The sequence below is a fragment of the Myxococcus sp. MxC21-1 genome, assembly GCF_032612255.1.
GTDB lineage: Bacteria > Myxococcota > Myxococcia > Myxococcales > Myxococcaceae > Myxococcus > Myxococcus virescens.
In genome coordinates this window covers 2,312,795-2,334,050 of the sequence record NZ_CP123278.1, presented here as the reverse complement: position 1 = coordinate 2,334,050, position 21,256 = coordinate 2,312,795, and the positions used below count along the sequence as shown (strand labels likewise).

The following is a 21,256-nucleotide window of genomic DNA, read 5'->3' as shown; positions in this document are numbered from 1 at the left end:
GGCATCAGCACCCTGGGAAGATGGGGTCTTCCCAGGGTTTCAGGGAGGCGCCGGGGCTCTCCTGCAACTAGGTAAGGCTCTGCCGAGTCTCTTCGATCTCGTACGCCTCGATGATGTCACCGGGCTTGAGGTCGTTGAAGCTCTCGATGCCGATACCGCACTCGAAGCCCTGAGCGACTTCCTTGACGTCGTCCTTGAAGCGCCGCAGCGACGCCATCTTTCCGGAGAACAGCTGCTTGTTCTCGCGCATGAGGCGGACGAAGGCGCCGCGCTTCATGACGCCATCCAGCACCGCCGCACCGGCGATGGTGCCCAGGCGCGGCACGTTGAAGGTGTTGCGCACCTCCGCACGGCCCAGCTTGCGCTCGGTGCGAATGGGCTCCAGCAGCCCCTCCATCTCCGTCCGAACCCCGTCGATGAGCTCGTAGATGATGGAGTAGCCCTTGAGCACCACTTCCTGGGCCTTGGCCGCGGCCTCCGCCCCGGACTCCGGGTTGACGTTGAAGCCCAGCACGACGCCCTTGGAGGCCGCCGCCCGCATCACGTCGCCCTCGGTGATGGCGCCCACACCGGAGTGGACCACCTCCACCTTGACCTTGTGGGTGGAGAGCTTCTGGACGGCCTGCTTGACGGCCTCGGCCGAGCCCTGCACGTCCGCCTTGATGACGACGCGCAGCTCCTTGGGACCACCGCCCGCCTTCGTCTTGGCGAACAGCTGCTCCAGGGACTCGCGGCTGACCTTGGACAGCTCGGTCTGCCGCTCCTTCATGTTGCGGTGCTCGGCGATCTGCTTGGCCGCCTTCTCGTCCGCCACCACGTTGATGGCGTCACCCGCGCCCGGCACGCCGGACAGGCCGACGACCTCGGCGCAGTAGCCCGGCTTCACTTCCTTCACCTGCTCGCCGCGGCTGTTCGTCATCGCGCGGACGCGGCCGTAGTGCGAGCCGGTGACGACGGCGTCACCCAGCTTCAGCGTGCCTTCCTGCACCAGCACCGTGGCGACGGGGCCACGGCCGCGGTCCAGCTTGGCCTCGATGATGGCGCCCACCGACGGACGGTTCGGGTTGGAGGTCAGCTCGAGCACCTCGGCCTGGAGGGCCAGGTTCTCCAGCAGGAGCTCCAGGTTCTCCTTCGTCTTCGCGGAGACGGGCACCATGATGGTGTCCCCGCCCCACTCTTCCGGCACGAGCTCGTGGGTGGCCAGGTCCTTCTTCACGCGGTCCAGGTTCGCGGTCGGCAGGTCCATCTTGTTGATGGCGACGACGATGGGCACCTCCGCCGCCTTCGCGTGCTTGATGGCCTCCACCGTCTGGGGCATCACGCCGTCGTCCGAGGCCACCACCAGCACCACGATGTCCGTCACGTCGGCGCCGCGGGCGCGCATGGACGTGAAGGCCTCGTGGCCCGGCGTGTCGAGGAACGTCACGTCACCACGCGCGGTGGTGATGCTGTACGCGCCGATGTGCTGGGTGATGCCACCCGCCTCGCCCTGCGCGACGCTGGCCTTCCGGATGGCGTCCAGGAGGCTCGTCTTGCCGTGGTCGACGTGGCCCATGATGGCCACGACCGGCGGACGGGGACGCTCGTCCTCGGGACGGGCCTCCACCTCGGGCAGGTAGTCCTCCACCTCGAAGCCCACGCGGTCGATCTTCCAGCCGTAGTCGCCGGCGATCATCTCCGCCGTGTCCGCGTCCACCAGCTGGTTCGCGGTGGCCATCTTCCCCAGGCCCATCAGCTTCTTGATGAGCTCGGCGCTGCGCACACCCATGCGCTGGCCCAGGTCGGACACGGAGATGCCCTCCTGCAGCTTGATGACCTTCTTCTCCTCGGCCATCTGGGTGATCTGCGTCTTGGCGCCCTTCTTCGTGGGCTTGCGCTTCTTGCCACGGATGGGGATGGTGACGCGGCCCCAGACCATGTCCGTCAGTTCCTGCTTGGACACGCTCTGCGTATCACCACTGGTGCGCTTGCGCTGGCCACGCTCCTTGTTCTTGGAGACGTCCACCAGCTCGCGGCCACGGCCCAGGTGGTCCGGGACCACCTTGTACTCACGCCGCTCGGGGATGCCCGTGCGGCCCGGCGCCATGGGGTACTGCTTGGCCTGACCGGCCGTGGGCGTCACGCGGCGCACCTGGATGAGCGGGCGCGAGATGACGACGGCCTGGGTCGCCGTGGGACGGGCCGTGCCCGTGGGCGACACCTGGGCGTGCGGCACGCCGCCGACCATGATGGTGGGGCCCTGCGGCGTCGGAGAGGCCGAGGCCGAGGCCTGCACACCCGTGCCGGGCGCCGAGGTCGGACGCACCGGTCCCTGACCGGGACGGCCGGCGCCCTGATACGAGCCCGGTCCCTGGTAGGACGGACGCCCACCCGGACCACCGGGACGACCACCCGGGCCGCCCGGACCACCAGGACGACCACCGGGGCCACCCGGGCCACCAGGACGACCACCCGGGCCGCCCGGACCACCAGGACGACCACCCGGGCCACCCGGACCACCGGGGCGACCACCACCGGGCCCACCACGCTGCTGGTAGCCGGCGCGGGGCCCCGGGAGACGACGGTCGCGGACGAAGAAGTGCTCGAAGGCGTCCGGACTGCCGGCGGTACCGGTGAGCGTGGGGGTTGGGGCAAGGTGGTGCTCTCCTGAACAGAGGGACGAGGCTGCGCGGCGGCGGGAGCCGGCACGGCAGCGCGGGGAGCCTCCACCGGGGCCTGAGGGGCCTCGGTGGCGGGCGGGGGTGAAGCCACCTCGGCGGCGGCAGGGGCCTTCGGGGCCTCGGCGACCTGCGCGGGGGCGTAGACGTGACAGCAGCCGGAGCCGACGGCTCCGCCGCGGCGGCGACCGGGGCCTCGACGCGCTGGGGCTCCGGGGCGCTCGGCGGCTCGGCGGGCGCGCGGGGCGCCTCGACGGGCGGAGGCGCCTGCACCGGCTCCTCTGCGGCGAACGTGGCGGCCTCGGGCGCCGACGGCGGCGGCTCGTAGGCGGGCTCGGCGGCCTGTGAAGCCTCGGCCCCGCTGTCCGCGGTCGCACCGGCGGGCGGACCCACCTTGCGGCGCACGACGAAGCCCTTCGCCGTCACGGGCGGCGTGGCCTGCTTCGGCTTGCGCTTGTCCAGAATCTTCTGGACGGCAGCGGTCGCCTGGTCGTCATCGAGAGACGACGAGTGGCTCTTGACGTCGTAACCGAGGCTCGACAGCTCGGTGACGACCTCCTTGTTGTCGAGCTCAATCCCGTGGCTCTTGAGTTCCTTGGCGATTTCGTGGACGCGCTTCTTCGACATATTGCCCTTGATGGCCTTCTGCTCCGCCGACTCCGGGGCGCAGCACCCTAGTCCAAACCCGAAAATGTGTGCGAGTGGTGACTAACACCCACTCCCCCCCGCACCCCTCCGCTCACCGTCCCCCTGCTCCCATGCCTGTCCGAGCTGCGACGGGTCAACCTGGCCCGCCTTTCCGCGAAAGGCCCTACCAAACGCCTTCCGCTTCAGCGCTGCCGTCAGACAACCGGCACCGCACAGGTAGGCGCCCCGTCCTGGCAGCCGCCTCTTCCTGTCCACCTCGATGGCGCCTCCGGGCCCTATCACGAATCGGGTCAGTTCCGCCTGTAGTCGCCGCGAACCGCATCCGACGCACGTCCGGACCGGACCTGACCCCACGTTCTGAACTTCCGGCTTGGGCCGGCCAGCCGGGCGCCGCACGTCCCCTCCCTTGCTCGCTTAGCTTACGGTGACTTGGTGGCTTCTGCGCCACCCTCAAGTGCCACCGTCATGGCGCCGCGCTCGGCATTCAGCTCCGCACGCAGCTTGGCTTCCTCCACCAGATAGTTTTCCGCCGCGCTCTTCAGCTGGCGGGCCTTCTTGATACCCACACCCGGAACATCGCCCAGCTTCGCCAGATCCTTCTCATTGGCGATGTCCTCCACCGAGCGGTACCCCGCGAGGATGAGCTGCTCGATGGTCTTCTCACCGACGCCACGCACGCGCGCCATGCGCTCGGGCTGGCTGAGTTCGTCCGGATGCCGCCGAGCCTCCGCGATGCGGGCCTGCTCTCTTTCATAATCCATGCGCGACAGTTCCGCCTGATCCTCGACCATTCGGGTCCGGGCGGCTTCCTGCATGGAGGGGATACGGGCCGGGTCGATGCCGGGCAGTTGCGCCAGCAACTCCGCGTTGGCCTCGGCGATGTCCCGGGCCTGACGGAAGCCGTGCGCGTAGAGCGTCTCCACCAGCATCTCGTTGACGCCGGGCAGCGAGCCCAGGGAGCGGTTGGCGAACTCGCGCAGCTCCCGGACCCGGCTCTCGCTGTTGATGTCGAGCTTCCAGCCGGTCAGCTGGGCGGCCAGGCGGACGTTCTGACCGCGACGGCCAATGGCCAGGCTGAGCTGGTCGTCCGGGACGATGAGCTCCATGGCGTGATTGGCCTCGTCGATGATGACTCGGCTGACCTCCGCCGGGGCCAGCGCCGAGCACACGAAGCGGGCCGGATCCTCGTCGAACGGGACGATGTCGATCTTCTCGCCGCGCAGCTCCTGCACCACCGCCTGGACACGGCTGCCCTTCATACCGACGCAGGCGCCCACGGGGTCCACGTCCGAGTCCCGGCTGGACACGGCAATCTTCGCCCGGCCACCCGGCTCACGCGCCGCCGCCTCGATGACGACGATGCCTTCGGCGATTTCCGGCACCTCCATCTCGAACAGCTTGGTGAGCAGGTTGACGGACGCGCGGCTGAGGACAATCTGGGGGCCCTTGGACTCACGGAGCACGTCCAGCACGTAGGCCTGGACGCGGTCGCCGGGGCGGTACGTCTCACGCGGGACCTGCTCGCGCACCGGCAGCACGGCCTCCGCGCGGCCCAGGTCCACGATGATGTTGCCGCGCTCGAAGCGGCGGGCGATGCCGGTGACGATTTCGTTCTTCCGGTCGCGGTACTCGTTGAAGACGTTCTCCCGCTCCGCGTCGCGCGTGCGCTGCAGGATGACCTGCTTGGCCGTCTGCGCGGCGATGCGGCCGAAGCCGCGGCGGAAGGTCTTCAGGCGGAGGATGTCACCGTACTGGTCGTCCTGGGCCTTGGCCTCGGCGGCGTCCTCGTCCCGGTAGAAGATCTGGAACACGAGCTCGTCGCCCGGCTCCACTTCCATGCCCTTCTTGTGGGCCTCGACCAGGGAGATCTGATTCACCGCCTGGACCGGGTCGACAATCTCCTCGACCACGGTGATGGCCTGGAACAGCTCCACGACGCCCTTGTCCGGGTCGTACTTCGCCTCGAGCTCGCGGTCCTGGCCAAAGTGCTTCTTGGCCGCGGTCTTCATCGCGTCTTCGAGCGTGGCAATCAGCACAGCCCGGTCGATGCCCTTGTCCTTGGCGACCTGGTCCAGGACGAGGTTGAGGTTGACACTCGGGTTGGCTTGCTGCGTGGGCATGGTCTTCTCCTAAAAGGGTCCACGGGCGCCCTCGCGCGGAGGGGCACCCTGTATGTCGACGTCTAGAACTGGAACTCCAGGTTCGCCTTGGCGATGTCCTTGAAGAGGATGTGGAAGGTTCCGGCCCCTTCCACCTCCACCGAGATTCCGTCGCCTGCCACCTCGGTCAGCGTGCCGGTGAAGTTCTTGCGCGGGGGCTCTCCCACCGGGCCGAACGTCTTCACCTTCACCTTCTGTCCCTTCACCCGCTCGAAGTGCGCCGGCTTCCTCAGCGGGCGGTCCACTCCGGGGCTGGAAACCTCCAGGTTGTACTCGTGGGGGATGAAGTCCTCCACGTCGAGCGACGGATCCACCGCGCGCGACACCTGGGTGCACTCGTCCAGCCCTACGCGGCCACCCGGCTTGTCGATGAACAACCGGAGCACCCAGCCCTCGCGCTCCCGGAGGAATTCCAGGTCCACGAGCTCCAGGCCTTCACCCGCGACAATGGGCTCGAGCAGGGCCAAGGCCCGCTCCTCCACCGTCTGCTTGAGGTTCTTCTCCGACATAAGCGGGAAACCAGTCTCCAAAAACACGAAAAGCGGGCACGCGGCCCACTTTTCGAAGTGCTTCATCGAAAAATGTCGGGGGCGTCCGTAGCACACGCCCCGTCGGGGTGTAAAGGAAGGACGCGCCCTCCTGCTCCGGGTGAAACCCGCCCGGCAGGGCGAGGAATTCCCAGGGGTTCCGAGGCCCCATGGGGGTTATAACGCGCCCATGCACCTCATCGCCGCCGCGCAGATGGTGTCCACCGCCGACAAGGCCCATAACCTGGAAGCCGCGACCCGGCTCGTCCGGCGCGCCGCCGCACTGGGTGCCCGGCTGGTGGGCCTCCCCGAGAACTTCTCCTGGATGGGGCCGGAACCCGAGCGGCAGGACGCCGCCGAGGGGCTCGACGGTCCGACGCTGTCCCGGATGGCCAGCCTGGCCCGGGAGCTGAAGGTGACGCTGCTGGCCGGCAGCGTGCTGGAGACGGGCGCGCCGGGTGGGCGCCTCTACAACACCAGCGTCCTCTTCGGCCCCGGCGGCGAGCGGCTGGCCGTGTACCGGAAAATCCACCTCTTCGACGTCGAGGTAGGAGATGGTGCGACCTATCAGGAGTCCGCGGCGGTGGCGCCGGGGACGGAGGTGGTCTCCGCTGAGACGGAGGTCGGCCGGCTGGGGCTGTCCGTCTGCTACGACCTGCGGTTCCCCGAACTGTACCGGCGGCTGTCCCGCGAAGGCGCCACACTGCTGGCGGTCCCGGCGGCCTTCACCCTCATGACAGGCAAGGACCACTGGGAAGTGCTCCTGCGGGCCCGCGCCATCGAGAACCAGGCGTACGTGCTGGCGCCCGCTCAGGGAGGCCGGCACTCCGCCAACCGCGTCACCTATGGCCACGCCCTGGTGGTGGACCCCTGGGGACTGGTGACGGCGCGGGCCTCCGAGGGCGAGGGGCTGGCGCTGGCACCGTTGGACCCGGAGCTGCAAGCACGCATCCGACGCAACCTCCCCTGCCTGGAGCACCGCCGTTTGGACTAGCGTGCGTGTACCCAGGCCCGCCCCCCTCGGGTCCACCTTCGATAGACTTCGGGTCCCCCGGAACTCCTCTCGTGAACGGACGACGCTGGTCTCCCATGTTGCTTGCCCTCGCGCTTTCGGCCCTCCCCGCCGGCTGCACCGCCGATGAGCGTCCGTCCGCGCCCGACGCGGCAACGCCTCCCACGGTGGCCACGCACCGCGCACACCTGCGAGCCATGAAGGGCGGCGTCCAAATCAAGCGCGCCACGGCCGATGAGTGGAGCCCCGCCCGGGAAGGCCAGCCGCTCTACGAGAATGACAAGGTCCGCACCGAGGCGGGCGCCGGCACCGACATCGTCTTCGCCGCCAACGGCAGCACGGTGCACCTCACCGGGGACTCGCTCATCAGCATCGCGGAGACGCGCACCCGCCCCGGCCAGCAGCGCACGGACCTCACCGTGTTGCGGGGCCGCATCGACGCGGAGCTGGAGAAGCCCGCCACCCAGTCCCTGTCCGTCACCACGCCGTCCGCCACCATCCAGGCGGGAAGGGAGATTGTCTTCCAATGAAGGCGGCGCTCCTCCTCCTCACATGGCTGGGCACGACGCCCCCGGGCACCGTGGTGGTGGGCCCCAACGAATCCCTGCGCCAGGTGGCCCAGCGCACCCTGGGCGACGCGCGCGCCGCGGGGGAGCTGCGCGCACTCAACGGACTTTCCTCGGACGACGTGGCGGCGGGGACCCGGCTGAAGGTGCCCGGCCATGAGCGCGTGCTGGCGCAGAAGGCCCTGGAGACGGCGCGCACGCTGGTGGCCAGCTCGAAGGATGCGAGCGTCCCCCTGCGGTTTCCTCCCGATTGAAGGTCGCGGAGTCCCATTTCCGCGAGGCGCGCTACACGCAGGCGGCCTCGGAGGCCAATGCCGTGGGGAAGCTGGTGGCGGCGGACCGCTCGCCGCAGTCCTCCGCGTTCTCCGTGGAGGTGGGCGACGGCGACAGCACCACCGTCACCGTGAAGCACGGCCCGCCGGTCCGCGTGGAGGCCGAGGGCGTCACCCAGCCCGTCGCCAAGGGTGAATCCATCCGCGTGGAGAAGGGCCATCCGCCCCCGCGCCCCTTCGGCCGCTGGTGGCTCCCAGCCCCGGGCAACCGGAGGATTCCGCGCGCCTGAAGCGGCGCCCCGACCGGGACGGGCACCTGGGCCCGGTGAAGCTGACCTGGGAGGCTGTTCGGGGCGCGGAACGTTATGAAGTGGAAGTGTCGCGCGCGCAGGAGCAACGCGCCGTCTTCACCCAGACAGTCACCAGCCTGGAAGCGAAGCTGCCAGTGCTACCCGCGGGAAGCTACCGGTGGACGGTGCGCGCGGTGGGCCCCGCGGGCCCGTCCGAGCCCAGCGCGCCCAGGCACTTCGAGCTGGTGTCCGAGCGCCTCAAACTCGAAGTGAAGAAGGGCCAGTGGCAGTAACCCCTGGAGGAGCCACGCCGTGCGCCTGTTCAAAGCCATCCTCCTGTTGATGCTGGTGGTGGGCGTCGTCCCCACGCTGATGGTGGGGTGGCTCTCCGTCTCCCACACCCGGGAGCTCCTGGTGCGCGACGCCCAGGAACTGGCACAGGAGCGCGTGAAGCAGCTGCGCCTCAAGGCCGAAATCTTCCTCGGCGAGCCCACCGACGCGGTGCTGGGCCTGGCCCGCGTGCCCGGCTTCTTCGGCCTGCCCCTGGAAGCGCAGCAGACGCACCTGGCCTCGGTGCTCAACCAGCGGCGCGATGTGCTGGCGCTCACCGTGTTCGACGCCAACCGCCAGCGGCTGCCGGGACTCCAGGCCTTCTCCAAGCACGACGTGCCGCCCACCGCGCTGGCCGGACATGAGGAGCGCGCGCGGGCGCTGCTCGAGAACATCGAGGGCGTGCGCTACGCGGACGTGGTGAAGGGCCCGCAGGGCAGCGAGCCGGTGCTGACGCTGGCCTTCCCCTGGGCGAGCCCGTCCGAGGGTACATCGCGGCGGACCTGTCCCTGGCCGACCTGCGGAAGATGCTGGAGCAGGAGCGCGTGGGCAGCACCGGCTTCGCCTATCTGGCGGACCGGCACGGGCACCTCGTGGCGGGCGGTGGCGGCGTCGCCGGCCTGGGCGAGGACGTGGCGCAGCGCGGCCCGGTGGCGCACCTGCTGAAGCAGTTGGTGGGCAAGTCGGACATGGAGCTGTTCCACGTCGGCAACTTCGGCGAGGGCCGGGACGCGGTGGTGGCCGCGTACACGGTGCTCCCCGAGACGGGCTGGGCCATCGTCTCCGAGCAACCCGTGGAGCACGCCTACCGTCAGGTGGACACCATGGAGCAGCGCATCCTCCTGGGTCTGGGGGCGGCCATCCTGGTGGCGGTGGTGCTGGCGGCGCTCTTCTCGCGAAACCTCACCCGGCCGCTCAAGGGCTTCATCAGCGGCGCGCTGGAGCTGGCGCACGGCAAGTTCGGCGTCGAGGTGGACATCAAGCAGAAGAACGAGCTGGGCGAGCTGGCGCAGACGTTCAACTACATGAGCAAGCAGCTGCTCGCGTACGACATGGAGAACCGCGGCCTCTACGAGAGCCTGGAGAAGGGCTACCTGGAGACCATCGTCGCGCTGGCGAACTCCATCGATTCGAAGGACGCGTACACCCGCGGCCACAGCCAGCGCGTGGGCGACGTCTCCGTGCAGATTGGCCGGGAGCTGAGCCTCACCGAGCGCGAGCTGCGGCAGCTGCAGTACGGCGGCATCCTCCACGACATCGGGAAGATTGGCATCGTGGAGTCCATCCTCTGCAAGCAGACGAAGCTCACGGACCAGGAGATGGCCATCATGCGCGAGCACCCCGCCATCGGTGACGCCATCATCGGTCCGGTGAGCTTCCTGGGCGCGGTGCGCGCGTGCGTCCGCCACCACCATGAGCGCTGGGACGGCACCGGCTACCCGGACAAGCTCAAGGGCGAGGACATTCCCCTGTTGGCCCGCATCGTCGCGTGTGCGGACACCTTCGACGCCTGCACCTCCACCCGCCCGTACCAGAAGGCCATGCCGCTGGAGAAGGCGATGGAAATCCTCGACAACCTCAGCGGCGCCCAGTTGGACCCGAAGGTCGTCCAGGCCCTGAAGCAGGTGCTGGCGAAGCAGGGCGTGCGGCTGGAGGGCCACCGGCTGCCCGTGAAGCTCGCCTCCTGACGGCCGAAGGATGGTAGGGAGGGCGCAAGACTGTTGAGACTCTGGAAGGTGAAACGTTGAGCTTCTGGGACCGCATCAAGCCCGCCCCCCAAGCCGTCACCGCGACGGACGCACAGCTGTCCTCGGATGGCGCGCGCCTGGACCTGACGTGGGACGACGGGGTGAAGACGGGCGCCACCGCACAGGTGCTGCGCCAGCAGTGCCCCTGCGCCGCGTGCGTGGACGAATGGACGAACAAGCGGACGCTGGACCCGTCGAAGGTCCCCGCCGACCTGCGCATCAAGCAGGTGCAGCCCGTGGGCAACTACGCGCTGGCCTTCAGCTTCAGCGACGGCCACACCACCGGCATCTATCCCTGGAAGCTGCTGCGCGACATCACCCAGCCCGCCGCGTGAGCGCCCCGTGAACGAACGCTACCGGCTCGTTCGCCCGCTGGCCTCTGGAGGCATGGCGGAGCTCTTCCTCGGCGTCGCGCGCGGCGCGGAGGGATTCGAGCGGCCGGTGGCCATCAAGCGGGTGCTCCCCCACCGGCTCGCGAGCCGGACATCGCGCGCATGTTCCTGGCAGAGGCCCGGCTGGCCACGCTGCTGCAACACCAGAACATCGCCACCGTCCATGACGTGGGACAGGGCCCCGAAGGGCTCTTCCTGGTGATGGAGCTGGTGGACGGGTGGGACTTGGGCGTGCTGCTGCGCTCGGCCGCGCTCCGGGGCGTGCGCTTCCTCCGCACCGGCCGCCTTCATCGTCCATCAGGCCCTGGCGGGGCTCGGCCATGCCTACCGGAAGGTGCATGACGGGCGGCCGGTGATGGTGGCCCACCGCGACGTGTCGCCCTCCAACGTGCTGGTGTCTCGCGAGGGCGAGGTGAAGCTGACGGACTTCGGCATCGCGCGGATGGCCGGCCCGGCCCACACCGCGCCCGGCGTCTTCCGAGGGAAGGAGGCGTACACCGCGCCCGAGGTGCTGCAAGGCGCTCCCGCCACCGCCGCGAGCGACCAGTTCTCCCTGGGCATCGTGTTCTACGAGCTGCTCACGGGGCGGCATCCGTTCCACACCGAGCAGGACGCGAGCGCGGTGGCCTACGCCATCCTGACAAGGCCCGTGGAGCCACCGCAGGGTGTGCCCTCACCCCTGGCGGGCGCCGTCATGCGCATGCTGGCGAGGGCGCCCCAGGAGCGCTTCCACTCGCCGGAGTCACTGGCCGAAGGCTTTGCCCGGTGGTTGGCCCAAGTCGGCGAGCCCGCGACGTCGCAGACGCTGGCCGCGTTCCTTCGCGGGCTGGGATTGCCGCCGCCCCTGAGTGAACAGGCAACGGCGTCCAGGCCCCCGTGACGCAGGCACAGGCTGACGCGGGTTCGCTGGCGATGGCCGTGCAGACGCCGTCGCCCGCCGAGGCCGCTGCGCCGGAAGAAGAGCCTCTCTCCATGCCGGGCGGCGCGGCGCTCAGCGTCAGTGGGCGGATGGTGCATCGCTGCCCTCGATGCAACCACGTGCTCTCCTCGCCCCGAGCGCGGTGCTCACACTGCGCGATGTGGCCGGATGCCTCGACGGGCGCGGCGGCAACGCCTCGCACGCCCACCGCTCCGGGCGCCTTCGCGCCATCCGCGGGCCTCGAGCTCACCGCGCATCAGACGCTCGCGGAGAGTGTCCCCCAGACGCACGTCACGCCGGGCGCGAAGAGCGTGCTCCAGACCGACGCCGATGCACTGGAGCTGGCGGAGCGGCCGCCCTCGCCAGCGAGCGACTGGCCCGATGAGGCCGCCCTCCTCCGGCGCTCGCGCCTGAAACGGGCACTGGGACTGCTGCTCGTGGCGCTGCTGGTGGGCACCGGCATCTGGCTGTGGCCTCAGCGCTCCACCCTGCTCATTCGGGTGATGTCGGCGACGGGGCTCCGCCTGTCGGCCCCGATGCTGCGCATCGACAGCGACCCGCCTGGAGCCACCGTCTGGGTCCGAGACGCGGAGCTGGGGACGACGCCGCTGCTGCTCGAGAACCGCTTTCCAGCGGGACGCGTCCCCATCCAGGTCCGGCTCAAAGGCCACCGAACATGGAAGGGGACGTTCTCCGGCGGCGAGGCCGCCCACATCGAGGCGAAGCTGAAGCGCTGAACGCGCCTCACTTCACCAGGCGCAGGTGGCCACGACGCGGCGGCGGCTCGTCCGGCGGTCCGTCCGCGGGCGGAACATCAGCGGGCGGCTCATCGCGCCGCTCGCCCTGCACTTCCCGGAGGAAGGTGCGCGGGCGCTCCGCCGCCACCGGCACGGGAGCGACGGGCAGGGGCTGCGCCGGACGTGACGCGGCCGTCTGCTGGAGCAACTCCGGCGGCATGTCCTCCGGGTACATCCAGAACTCCTTCGTCACGTGGCTGGCGATGGCGAACAACGCCGACCACGGCACCGCGATGGTGAAGCGCGAGCCGGAGAAGCTCAGCGTGGAGCGCACGCCCCACTCGCCCACCGTGAGGTCCGGTGGGTCGAACCGGTACGAGAGATTGAGGCGCAGGTGCGCCTCCGTCTTGACGGAGGCTGGGACGAGCACGCCCGGACGACGCGCGTCCAGGTGAATCATCACCATGCCCTGGTCGAGCGCGGCCAGCAGCCGCTCCTTCTTGTCGAGAACCTTCTTGTCGTCCATCGGTGTACGGCGAAAGAACTTCGGGCGCCCCTCTCAACGTCGGCGCATCGCCCGGTCCATCTCCCGCTTCGTCTCCCGCTCCTTGATGTCGTGGCGCCGGTCCTCGTGCGTCTTGCCCCGGCAGAGCCCCAGCTCCACCTTGGCACGGCCGTTCCTGAAGTACAGCACAAGCGGGATGATCGAATAACCCCGCTCACGCACCTTCGCCGTCCAACGGTCGATTTCTCCTCGGTGCATCAACAACTTGCGCCCCCGAGTGGGAAGGTGGTCGAAGAAGCTCGCCGCCTTGTAGGAGCCGATGTTCGCGTTGAGCAGGAAGAGCTCGTCCCCCTTGGGGAGCGCGTAGGCGTCCGACAGATTGGCGATTCCGTCTCGCAGAGACTTCACCTCGCTTCCCGTGAGCGCCAGCCCGGCCTCCAGCTTTTCGTCGACCGTGTAGTCGAAACGCGCACGACGGTTTTCCGCGATGACCCTCACGCCGGGCTCACTGCCCACTCCCTTTGACTTCCCTCCGGATGTCATACGCGTCCCGCGTTCTCCTCACCACCCAACTGCATGTTGTCGATGAGGCGCGTCGTGCCACTGAAGGCCGCGACGAGCAACCGGGCAGGCGGCCCGGGCGCCACCGAAGCCAGAGGCGTCAGCCGTTCCGCATCCACCAGTTCCACGTAGTCTTCCCGGAGCCCCGCCGCCTCCAATTCGCGCCGGACGGCCGCCACCAGGGGCTCCGACTCCCGCGTGCCCTCGCGCAGCAGCGCCTGGGCGGCCTTGAGCCCCCGGGACAGGGCCAGCGCCCGCTGCCGCTCCTCGGGGGACAAGTAGGCATTGCGGCTGCTCATCGCCGGCCGTCCGGCTCGCGCACCGTCGGCATGCCGACGATGTCCGCGCCCAGGTGCAGGTCCTGGTTGAGCGCCCGGATGACCTGGAGCTGCTGGTAGTCCTTCTCCCCGAAGAGCGCCACCTCCGGGCGGAACAGCGTCAGCAGCTTCGTGACGACGGTGGCCACCCCGCGGAAGTGCCCCGGACGCCGGGCCCCGCACAGGCCCTGGCTGACGTCCGTCACCTCCACGTACGTCTGGTAGCCCTGCGGGTACATCACCTCCGGGCCCGCGGGCGCGAAGATGACCTGCGCGCCCGCGCTGATGCACTTGGCGACGTCACCCTCGAAGTCGCGGGGGTAGCGGGACAAGTCCTCCTTCGGCCCGAACTGCGTGGGGTTCACGAAGATGGACACGGCCACCACGTCCGCGCGGCGCCGCCCCTCGCGAATGAGCGAGAGGTGACCTTCATGCAGGAAGCCCATGGTGGGCACCAGCGCGAGCCGGTGCCCCTCCCGGCGCAGCCCCGCCGTCCAGTCCTTCACGTCCGCAATGGTTTTCAGGACGGCGGGAGCCATGACTAGGCGGGTCTCCCGTAGACGGGGCCCAGCTTGTCGCCAGCCTCGGCGGGCGCGGACGGCTCCACCCGGGCCGCCGGAGCCGGAGCCCCCGGCGCCAGCCGGATGTTCTTGGTCGCCTTGAAGGAGTGCTCCTCGTCCGGGAACGCGCCCTGGCGGACCTCCGCAAAGTACGCGCCCGCGGCCTCGGTAATCGAGCCGTGGAGGTTGGCGTAGCGCTTCACGAACTTCGGCTTGAAGTCCGGGTTCATGCCCAGCAGGTCGTAGCAGACGAGCACCTGGCCATCACAGTCCACGCCGGCGCCAATGCCGATGGTGGGGATGGACAGGCGCTGCGTCACGGTGCGCGCCAGGTCCATGGGCACACCTTCCAGCACCAGCGCGTAGGCCCCGGCCTGCTCCAGCGCCAGCGCGTCCTCCAGAATCTGCCGCGCCTGGTCCTCGCCGCGGCCCTGGACGACGTAGCCGCCCATCTTGTGGACGGACTGCGGCGTCAGCCCCAGGTGTCCCATGACGGGGATGCTCGCGCGGACGATGGCCCGCACCGTGTCCGCGAACTCAGCGCCGCCCTCCAGCTTGATGCTGCCCGCGCCGCCTTCCGCCACCAGCCGGCCCGCGTTGCGGACCGCTTCCTGGTTCGACACCTGGTAGCTCATGAACGGCAGGTCGGCCACGACGTGCGCCCGGCGCGCGCCACGGGCCACGGCGGCCGTGTGGTAGACCATCTGGTCCATCGTCACCGGCAGCGTGGAGTCATGCCCCTGGATGACCATGCCCAGCGAGTCGCCTATCAGCAGCACGTCCGCGCCTGCCTCTTCGAGGATGTGGGCGAACGTGGCGTCGTAAGCGGTGACCATGCAGATCTTCTGACCGATCTGCTTGAAGCGCTTCAGCGTGTGGATGGTGACCTTGTCCTTCACGGTTCACCTCCTATTGGCTACGGGTTGAACGGCCTGACGGGCCCATTCGCGCCTCGCCGTCCCCACTGGGGATCGCCGGGAGCCCTGAGCCCGCCACCGCACTCTAACGCCCCCGCGCCTGTCGTGGGGGCATTGAAGGCGGACGTCCCACCAGGAGCCTGACTTTCAGCCCCGGCGGGAAGCCTTCGGAACGTAATGCTGCGTGCCCGGCTTCGCCTTCCGGATGGTGGCAAGCAGGTCTTCCCTGTCTGCCTCGACATTCACGAAGTCGATGTCCGAGGTATCCACGACGAGGAGCGGGGTGTCCGTGTAGTGGAAGAAGAAGTTGTTGTAGGAGTGGACGAGCCCCTCCAGGTACGTGGGGTCGAACTTGCGCTCGAACTCCCGCCCGCGCTTCTTGATGCGGTGCAGGAGCACGTCCAGGCGGGCCTGGAGGTAGATGACCAGGTCCGGCTTGGCCACGCGGGGCCCCAGCGCCTCGAAGACGCGCTCGTAGAGGGCCAGCTCGTGCGCGTCCAGGTTGAGGTGCGCGAAGATGCGGTCCTTGGCGAACAGGTAGTCGCTGACCGTCATCGAGCTGAAGAGGTCCTGCTGGAACAGCTCCTGCTGCTGACGGAAGCGCGACAGCAGGAAGAAGATCTGCGTCTGGAACGCGAACTTCTGCCGGTCCGTGTAGAAGCTGGAAAGGAAGGGGTTCTCCTCCACCACTTCGAGGATGCGCCGTCCCGCCAGACGCTCCGCGAGGATGTTGGAGAGGCTCGTCTTGCCCACGCCAATGGGCCCTTCCACCACGATATACCGGTAGTCCATCCGCCCGAGGCCTCCCGCCCGCGGAATGCGCTTTGAGACCGCGCGCGAGACATCGCGCGAAGGCGCGGCCACGCACGCGGGCGGATAACACAACACGGCCGCTGGAATCCGGCAATTTTCCACGGCGTCCCGCGTCCCTTGACGCTCCGAGACGCATCTCCTACGGTCCGCGCGACTTCTTGGCGTGTGCGCGGGGTGGTCTCCGGACATGAGCGGCAGACAGCGGGCGAAGACAGTGGTGCGGCTGGAAGAGGCCCGCCAGAGCACGCCCACCCAGCGAGCGCCCACACCTCCCGTGGAGCCGGATCCGCTCTATGGCGTGGTGTTGCTCAAGACGGCCATGGAGCTGAAGCGCCGGCAGGACGGCACCGTGGAGGACATCCTCCGCGGCGTGCTCGCCCGGATGCGCATCCCCGAAGCCGAGTTCTTCGCCTACCTGGAGCAGCAAGGCGGCCTGCTCCAGGCACTGGGCATGCGCGGACGCTAGCGGCGCCCTACTCCGCGGGCGTGGACGAAGCTGGCGTCACGGAGCCGAGCGCGCGCTCGATGGCGGCGAACTCCTCGGGAGTCAGCGTCTCCGCGCGGCGCTGCGGATCCACCCCCGCGGCCTCCAGGGCGGCGATGAGCGTCTCCGTCGTCCCGAGCGTCGGGTCCGACTTGATGGAGTTGATGAGCGTCTTGCGCCGGTGCGCGAAGGACGCCTTCACCACGCGGGTGAAGCGGGCCTCGTCGATGATGGGCGCGCGCGGCGACTTGCGGCGGGTGAGCCGCAGCACCGCGGAGTCCACCTTCGGGGGCGGATGGAAGCGCCAGGCCTCCAGCGTGAGGACGTTGTCCGCGTCGTAGTGCATGCCCAGCAGCACCGTCAGCAGGCCGTAGTCTCGGTTGCCGGGCTCCGCGGCGAGCCGCTCCACCACTTCCTTCTGGAGCGTGAAGACCGCGCGCGAGACATGGGCCCGCTGCTCCAGCACTCGGAAGAGAATGGGGCTGGTGAGGTGGTACGGGAGGTTTCCCGCCACCGCGACGTCGGGCGCGCCAGCCACCTGGGCGAAGTCCACCGTGGCCGCGTTGCCGGACACCACACGCACGCCGGGGATGGCTTCCTTCTCCAGCACCATCACCATGTCCCGGTCCCGCTCCACGGCGGTGACGCGAGCCCCGGTGGCGGCCAGGAAGCGCGTGAGGTGGCCCAGGCCCGGGCCCAGCTCCACCACCGGCTCATCGGCGCGCAGGTTCAGCGCGTCGGCGATGGCCTCCAGCGCGTCCTCGTCTCCGAGGAAGTTCTGCCCCCAGCTGTACTTGGCGCGCAGGCCATGCCGCTTGAGGATGTCTCTAGGCGATTCCACCCGTCTGCTCCCCTCTACATGCGCCAGGCCGGGTCGGCGGCGAGGCGGAAATCTCCGCGCAGGCCGCGGCGGTACGCCTCATACCCCGCCACCGCAATCATGGCGCCATTGTCCGTGCACAGCCGCACCGGGGGCAGGAACATGTTCAACCCCCGCTCCTCGGCCCGCGCCTGACACAGTGCCCGCAGCCGTGAGTTCGCGGCGACGCCGCCGCACAGCACCAGCTGCTTGTGGCCCAACCGGCGCGCGGCGGCCACCAGCTTCTTCGACAGCACGTCCGCTACGGCCTCCTGGAAGGACGCGCACAAATCCGCCAGCGCCTGCCCCTGCGGCACGCCGTGCTTCTGCACATGGTGCAGCACCGCCGTCTTCAGCCCGGAGAAGGACACGTCGAAGTTGTCGCCCGGCAGCGCGCGTGGGAAACGGATGGCCTCCGGGTTCCCCTGCTGCGCCAGCTGGTCGATGGGCTGCCCGCCCGGATATGGCAGGCCGAGGATGCGAGCGGTCTTGTCATACGCCTCGCCGGCCGCGTCGTCGCGCGTGCTGCCCACCAGCCGGTACTGCCCGTAGGCCTGCACCTCGTAGAGGCTGGTGTGCCCGCCGGAGACAACGAGCCCGAGGAACGGCGGCTCCGGCGCCACCTCCAACAGCCGGATGGCCAGCAGGTGGCCCTCCAGGTGGTTGGCGCCCACGAAGGGCTTGCCCGTCGCCAGGCTCAGGCCCTTGGCCACCTGCACGCCCACCAGCAGCGCGCCGATGAGGCCCGGGCCGGACGTGACGGCGATGAGGTCCACGTCGTCGAGCGTCTTGTTCGCCCGCGTCAGCGCCTCGTGGACGACGGGCAGCACCTGGACGGTGTGGTTGCGACTGGCCAGCTCCGGCACCACCCCACCCCACCGCCGGTGGATGTCCACCTGCGTGGAGACGACATCCGACAACGCGCGGCGGCCGTCCTCCACGACGGCGGCAGCAGTCTCATCACACGAGGTTTCCAGTCCTAGGACGAGCAAGGCGGCTCACTTCTCAGGGGGCCAATGAAGGAAGTGGGGCCGCCCCCGCTCAGTTGCCCAGCCCCCTGAGCAACGTGCGGACCTCTTCGGCGGAAGACCCCGTCGGTTCCAGCAACAAGTACTGCTTGTAGGCGTCGGCCGCCTGGGAATTCTTGCCGGTGAACTGTAGCGCCATGCCCAGCGACAGCCAGGCACGGGCGTTGGAGCCCTCTTCCTTGACGACCTCTTGCAACAGCTTGGCCGCCTCGCGGTAGGCCCCGTCCGTGGTGAAGCCGTTCACCAGCGCGATGCCCAGGCCCGCCTTCGCCTCCGTGGCCGTCGGCTTGAGCGCCAGCGCCTTGCGATAGCTTCCCGCCGCCGACCGGAACCGCTGACTGACGATGGCCGCCTTCGCCTGCTTCACCAACGTGGCGAACTCGACCTCCGGATCCACGGCGGGCGCAGACGGAGTGGTGGTCTCGGTGGGGGTCGCCTCGGGCGGCTTCGGCGCCTCGGCAATGGCCGTGCCCGCATCCGGTGTAGCGGCGGGCGGCTCCGGCGGAGCCTCGGGGGCCTTGGCCGTGGCCTCTTCGAGCGGTGGCGCCTTCTCCGGAGGTGGCGTCGGCCTGGCGTCGTCGTTCACGGGCGCCTGCGTCTCCACCACGGGAGGCTTCGACGGAGGCGTCTCCGACGGACCGCTGCCCGTCCCCGCGACAACGGCCGCGACCGCGCCGATGAGGACCACCGCCGCGCCGATGATGAGCCCGGTGCGACTGGAGCGCCCCGCGTTGGCCACGGCTGCGTCGCTGGTGTGAGTGGCCGCCGGCTTCCTTTCGGCCGACTGCACGGACGAAACGGGCGTCGCGGGCGCAACCGGGGCGGCGTCCGCTGCCTTCACGGACGTGACGACTCCGGCGTCCGTGGACTTCGCGGAGGCATCCGGGGCGACCTCCCCGGGCGTCGCGGACGCGGCGGCGGCCGGCTCGGCGGGCTGCGTCTCCACGACAGCCGGAGCCGGCACCGGCGATGCGAGAGACGGTTCGACCGTGCTGGCCAGTGGCGCGCTGGGCGTGGGCGGCTCGGCGGACAGTTCGGGCACGCCGTGGCCCGAATAGGGCGGCAGCGCGAGCTGGGGCGTGGCGGGGACCTCTTCGGCCACGAGCTCCGCATCGACCTGCACCGACGGGATGGGCGGCGTCACGTAGCCGCTGCCACTCACCAGCGTCACCTCGGATGACGGCGGTGCCGGCGTCGGCGGGGGCACGGGCGGAAACGGATTGGGTGCCACGGCCGCGCCACCGAAGATGGGCGCACGCGGCGAGGGCGCGGGCTCGAAGGCGGGCGCGCTCGCGGCGAAGGCGGAGGAGGCGGCGCCATGGGCCCGCGGCGTATGCGACCAGCCAGAGCCCGGCCCCCACGTGGTGGGCGCGCTGATGCCCTCGGTGTCCACCCGGCTCCAGTCCAACAGCAGGCTGCGACGCGCGTGCTCCACGGCGCGGTGGGCCGGCGGCGGCTCGACCAGGAACGCCGAAGCCTCCTGCGCGGGGACCTCCGGGACCGGCTCGGTCACCGGAACTTCGGGCGTGTACTCAGGCGTGTCCGAGCGCTTGGGCCGCGCGTGGAAGACGACCACGTTGGCGGGCTGCGCAGGCGCGGCGGGCGGCGGCGCGGCCGGCTCGTCCTCCACGCCCGCGGGAGGCGCGAGCACGCTCTGCGGCATGGGCCGCGGAGAAGGCTCCGGCGCGGCGGCCACGGGCTCGGGGGCCGCTTCGGGAACGGCGGCTTCGGGAACGGGCTGCGGTGGGCACTCCGGCGCGGGAGGCGCGGGCTCCACGGTCGCGCTGGCGGGCGGCGCGGTGTTGAGCCACTGCTCGATGCCGGGCTTGCTGCTCTGCACCGGCTCCTGCGGCGCGTTGCCCAGCTCGCGGATGAGGCCCTCGAAGTACAGCTTGCTGATGATGCCCAGCGCGGCCAGGTCCTCGAAGTCCGAGTCCTCCACCACGCGGCTCAACGCGCGCTTGCCGTCGAAGAGCCGCAGGAGTCCGTTCACCTCGTCCGGAATCTCCGACAGGCGGTCGGCGAGCTGGTGGTAGTCAATCTCGAACACCGTCTCGAGCGGGGGCAGCTGCTCGAGCATGCGGCCCCACTCGTCGAGGCGGCGCATGCCCTCCATCAGCAGGCCCTGCGTGGAGATTTCGATGCGCTCCGGACGGTCCAGCGCGCTGAACTGCACCTCGAACTGGCCCTCGAAGGTGTTCAGCATCCGGTAGAATGCGTTCTCGCCCTTGAGCCGCCCCAGCTCCGCGTCGATGACGCGTCCGTCCTTGAAGTAGACGGTGCCGGTGCGCTCGCCCTGGATGTTGATGAGACCCGTCTTGCGGCCAATCTCGAAGGTCTGCACCAGGTCCACCACGCCCATGTCGGCGAGGCTGCCGGCGAAACCGCCCTTCGTCGTCTCCCGCTTCTCGATCCTCTCCTTCTCCGCCTTCTGGAGGATCATCTTCACGCGGGTGACGATCTCTTTGATGTAGATCGGCTTGGTCAGGTAGTCGTCACCGCCAAGCTCCAGGCCGCGCACCTTGAACTCGACCGACTTCTGACTCGTCAGGAAGACGAACGGGATGAACTTGAAGCGCTCGTCGGACTTGAGCGTCTTGCACAGCTCGAAGCCGTCCATCTCCGGCATCTTCGTGTCCGCGAGCACGAGGTCCGGAGGGCTGATCTGGACCTTCTCGAGCGCATCCTTGCCGTGAATGGCCGTCGTCACGGAGAAGCCGGCCTTCTTCAGGCTGACCTCCATGACCCGGAGGCTCTTCGCGTCACCATCGACCAGGAGCAGGTGCTGCTTGGCCACGTTCCATGCCTTTCGTCACTGCAGACGGCCCAGGGAGCCTGACGCGGGAGCATCCTGCCCGCTTTCCAGGCATGTCAATGGCTGGGGCCGGTGGGAAACCTGACTGGCCTCCTGCTGGACAGGCGGCTCGAGTCAGGTGCGGGGGAGAGTCAAAACGG

The 21,256-nt window shown here is 69.6% G+C and carries 20 protein-coding genes and 3 pseudogenes; 11 read left to right on the top strand and 12 right to left on the bottom strand.

Features of this window, described 5'->3' with window-relative positions:
- Nucleotides 1–67 precede the first annotated feature (67 nt).
- From infB to rimP, 4 genes and pseudogenes are all read right to left on the bottom strand, one after another.
- A pseudogene (infB, locus tag QEG98_RS10930) lies at nt 68–3,284 on the bottom strand (translation initiation factor IF-2).
- A gap of 81 nt (nt 3,285–3,365) precedes the next feature.
- Nucleotides 3,366–3,659, bottom strand: coding sequence for a YlxR family RNase P modulator (locus tag QEG98_RS10925; RefSeq protein ID WP_225888696.1), 294 nt, complete (start codon nt 3,657–3,659; stop codon nt 3,366–3,368).
- A 65-nt stretch (nt 3,660–3,724) separates the two neighbouring features.
- Nucleotides 3,725–5,425: a transcription termination factor NusA gene (nusA, locus tag QEG98_RS10920; RefSeq protein ID WP_090492010.1), complete on the bottom strand. Its 1,701-nt coding sequence runs from the start codon at nt 5,423–5,425 to the stop codon at nt 3,725–3,727.
- 62 nt (nt 5,426–5,487) lie between these two features.
- On the bottom strand, nt 5,488–5,973 hold the full coding sequence (gene rimP / locus QEG98_RS10915; protein WP_090492009.1) for a ribosome maturation factor RimP: 486 nt from the start codon (nt 5,971–5,973) through the stop codon (nt 5,488–5,490).
- Nucleotides 5,974–6,181: 208 nt separating this feature from the next.
- Here rimP and QEG98_RS10910 point away from each other — a divergent pair, with 208 nt between their 5' ends.
- From QEG98_RS10910 to QEG98_RS10865, 10 genes and pseudogenes are all read left to right on the top strand, one after another.
- A complete protein-coding gene (locus QEG98_RS10910; RefSeq protein WP_316566667.1) occupies nt 6,182–6,985 on the top strand; it encodes a carbon-nitrogen hydrolase family protein in 804 nt (267 codons plus the stop codon).
- A 95-nt stretch (nt 6,986–7,080) separates the two neighbouring features.
- Nucleotides 7,081–7,533: a FecR domain-containing protein gene (locus tag QEG98_RS10905; protein ID WP_171441281.1), complete on the top strand. Its 453-nt coding sequence runs from the start codon at nt 7,081–7,083 to the stop codon at nt 7,531–7,533.
- On the top strand, nt 7,530–7,823 hold the full coding sequence (locus QEG98_RS10900) for a LysM peptidoglycan-binding domain-containing protein (protein ID WP_316566666.1): 294 nt from the start codon (nt 7,530–7,532) through the stop codon (nt 7,821–7,823). The genes QEG98_RS10905 and QEG98_RS10900 overlap by 4 nt, the downstream gene beginning before the upstream one ends.
- Nucleotides 7,820–8,131, top strand: a complete 312-nt coding sequence (locus QEG98_RS10895) for a hypothetical protein (RefSeq protein WP_316566665.1) — start codon at nt 7,820–7,822, stop codon at nt 8,129–8,131. The genes QEG98_RS10900 and QEG98_RS10895 overlap by 4 nt, the downstream gene beginning before the upstream one ends.
- Nucleotides 8,132–8,166: 35 nt before the next feature.
- Nucleotides 8,167–8,424, top strand: a complete 258-nt coding sequence (locus QEG98_RS10890; RefSeq protein ID WP_316566664.1) for a fibronectin type III domain-containing protein — start codon at nt 8,167–8,169, stop codon at nt 8,422–8,424.
- 19 nt (nt 8,425–8,443) lie between these two features.
- Nucleotides 8,444–10,149, top strand: a pseudogene (locus QEG98_RS10885) (HD domain-containing phosphohydrolase).
- Nucleotides 10,150–10,205: 56 nt separating this feature from the next.
- A complete protein-coding gene (locus QEG98_RS10880) occupies nt 10,206–10,544 on the top strand; it encodes a DUF971 domain-containing protein (protein ID WP_090492004.1) in 339 nt (112 codons plus the stop codon).
- A 159-nt stretch (nt 10,545–10,703) separates the two neighbouring features.
- Entirely contained in the window at nt 10,704–10,943 is a 240-nt protein-coding gene (locus tag QEG98_RS10875; protein ID WP_316566663.1) for a hypothetical protein, read from the top strand.
- Nucleotides 10,891–11,481, top strand: a complete 591-nt coding sequence (locus tag QEG98_RS10870) for a serine/threonine-protein kinase (RefSeq protein WP_316567865.1) — start codon at nt 10,891–10,893, stop codon at nt 11,479–11,481. The genes QEG98_RS10875 and QEG98_RS10870 overlap by 53 nt, the downstream gene beginning before the upstream one ends.
- Nucleotides 11,478–12,257 (top strand): PEGA domain-containing protein, encoded by a 780-nt coding sequence (locus QEG98_RS10865; RefSeq protein ID WP_316566662.1) that lies wholly within the window; start codon nt 11,478–11,480, stop codon nt 12,255–12,257. The genes QEG98_RS10870 and QEG98_RS10865 overlap by 4 nt, the downstream gene beginning before the upstream one ends.
- A gap of 7 nt (nt 12,258–12,264) precedes the next feature.
- Here QEG98_RS10865 and QEG98_RS10860 read toward each other — a convergent pair whose 3' ends face one another.
- The 5 genes and pseudogenes from QEG98_RS10860 to QEG98_RS10840 form a co-directional block, all read right to left on the bottom strand.
- Entirely contained in the window at nt 12,265–12,783 is a 519-nt protein-coding gene (locus tag QEG98_RS10860; RefSeq protein ID WP_011552142.1) for a ClpXP protease specificity-enhancing factor SspB, read from the bottom strand.
- A 33-nt stretch (nt 12,784–12,816) separates the two neighbouring features.
- Nucleotides 12,817–13,305 (bottom strand): SsrA-binding protein SmpB, encoded by a 489-nt coding sequence (gene smpB / locus QEG98_RS10855; RefSeq protein ID WP_090492002.1) that lies wholly within the window; start codon nt 13,303–13,305, stop codon nt 12,817–12,819.
- Nucleotides 13,302–14,179 (bottom strand): annotated as a pseudogene (gene panC, locus QEG98_RS10850) (pantoate--beta-alanine ligase). Before panC ends, smpB begins: the two are co-directional and overlap by 4 nt.
- 2 nt (nt 14,180–14,181) lie before the next feature.
- Complete coding sequence (gene panB, locus QEG98_RS10845) at nt 14,182–15,099, bottom strand: 3-methyl-2-oxobutanoate hydroxymethyltransferase (RefSeq protein WP_090492000.1); 918 nt, start codon at nt 15,097–15,099, stop codon at nt 14,182–14,184.
- A gap of 165 nt (nt 15,100–15,264) precedes the next feature.
- Complete coding sequence (locus tag QEG98_RS10840; RefSeq protein ID WP_011552138.1) at nt 15,265–15,909, bottom strand: deoxynucleoside kinase; 645 nt, start codon at nt 15,907–15,909, stop codon at nt 15,265–15,267.
- Nucleotides 15,910–16,117: 208 nt separating this feature from the next.
- On the opposite strand from QEG98_RS10840, the gene QEG98_RS10835 reads away from it, so the two are divergent.
- On the top strand, nt 16,118–16,396 hold the full coding sequence (locus QEG98_RS10835) for a hypothetical protein (protein ID WP_026114296.1): 279 nt from the start codon (nt 16,118–16,120) through the stop codon (nt 16,394–16,396).
- Between the two features lie 7 nt (nt 16,397–16,403).
- Here the strand turns inward: QEG98_RS10835 and rsmA are convergent, their stop codons facing one another.
- The 3 genes from rsmA to QEG98_RS10820 are packed head-to-tail and all read right to left on the bottom strand — an operon-like array spanning nt 16,404 to nt 21,098.
- Nucleotides 16,404–17,255 carry a 16S rRNA (adenine(1518)-N(6)/adenine(1519)-N(6))-dimethyltransferase RsmA gene (gene rsmA / locus QEG98_RS10830; protein WP_316566661.1) on the bottom strand — a complete coding sequence of 284 codons (852 nt, stop codon included), beginning with the start codon at nt 17,253–17,255 and terminating at the stop codon, nt 16,404–16,406.
- A gap of 14 nt (nt 17,256–17,269) precedes the next feature.
- The gene (gene tsaD / locus QEG98_RS10825; RefSeq protein ID WP_316566660.1) at nt 17,270–18,265 is read right to left on the bottom strand and encodes a tRNA (adenosine(37)-N6)-threonylcarbamoyltransferase complex transferase subunit TsaD; all 996 of its coding nucleotides are present in this window, start codon (nt 18,263–18,265) and stop codon (nt 17,270–17,272) included.
- A 49-nt stretch (nt 18,266–18,314) separates the two neighbouring features.
- Entirely contained in the window at nt 18,315–21,098 is a 2,784-nt protein-coding gene (locus QEG98_RS10820; protein WP_316566659.1) for a response regulator, read from the bottom strand.
- Between the last annotated feature and the right edge of the window lie 158 nt (nt 21,099–21,256).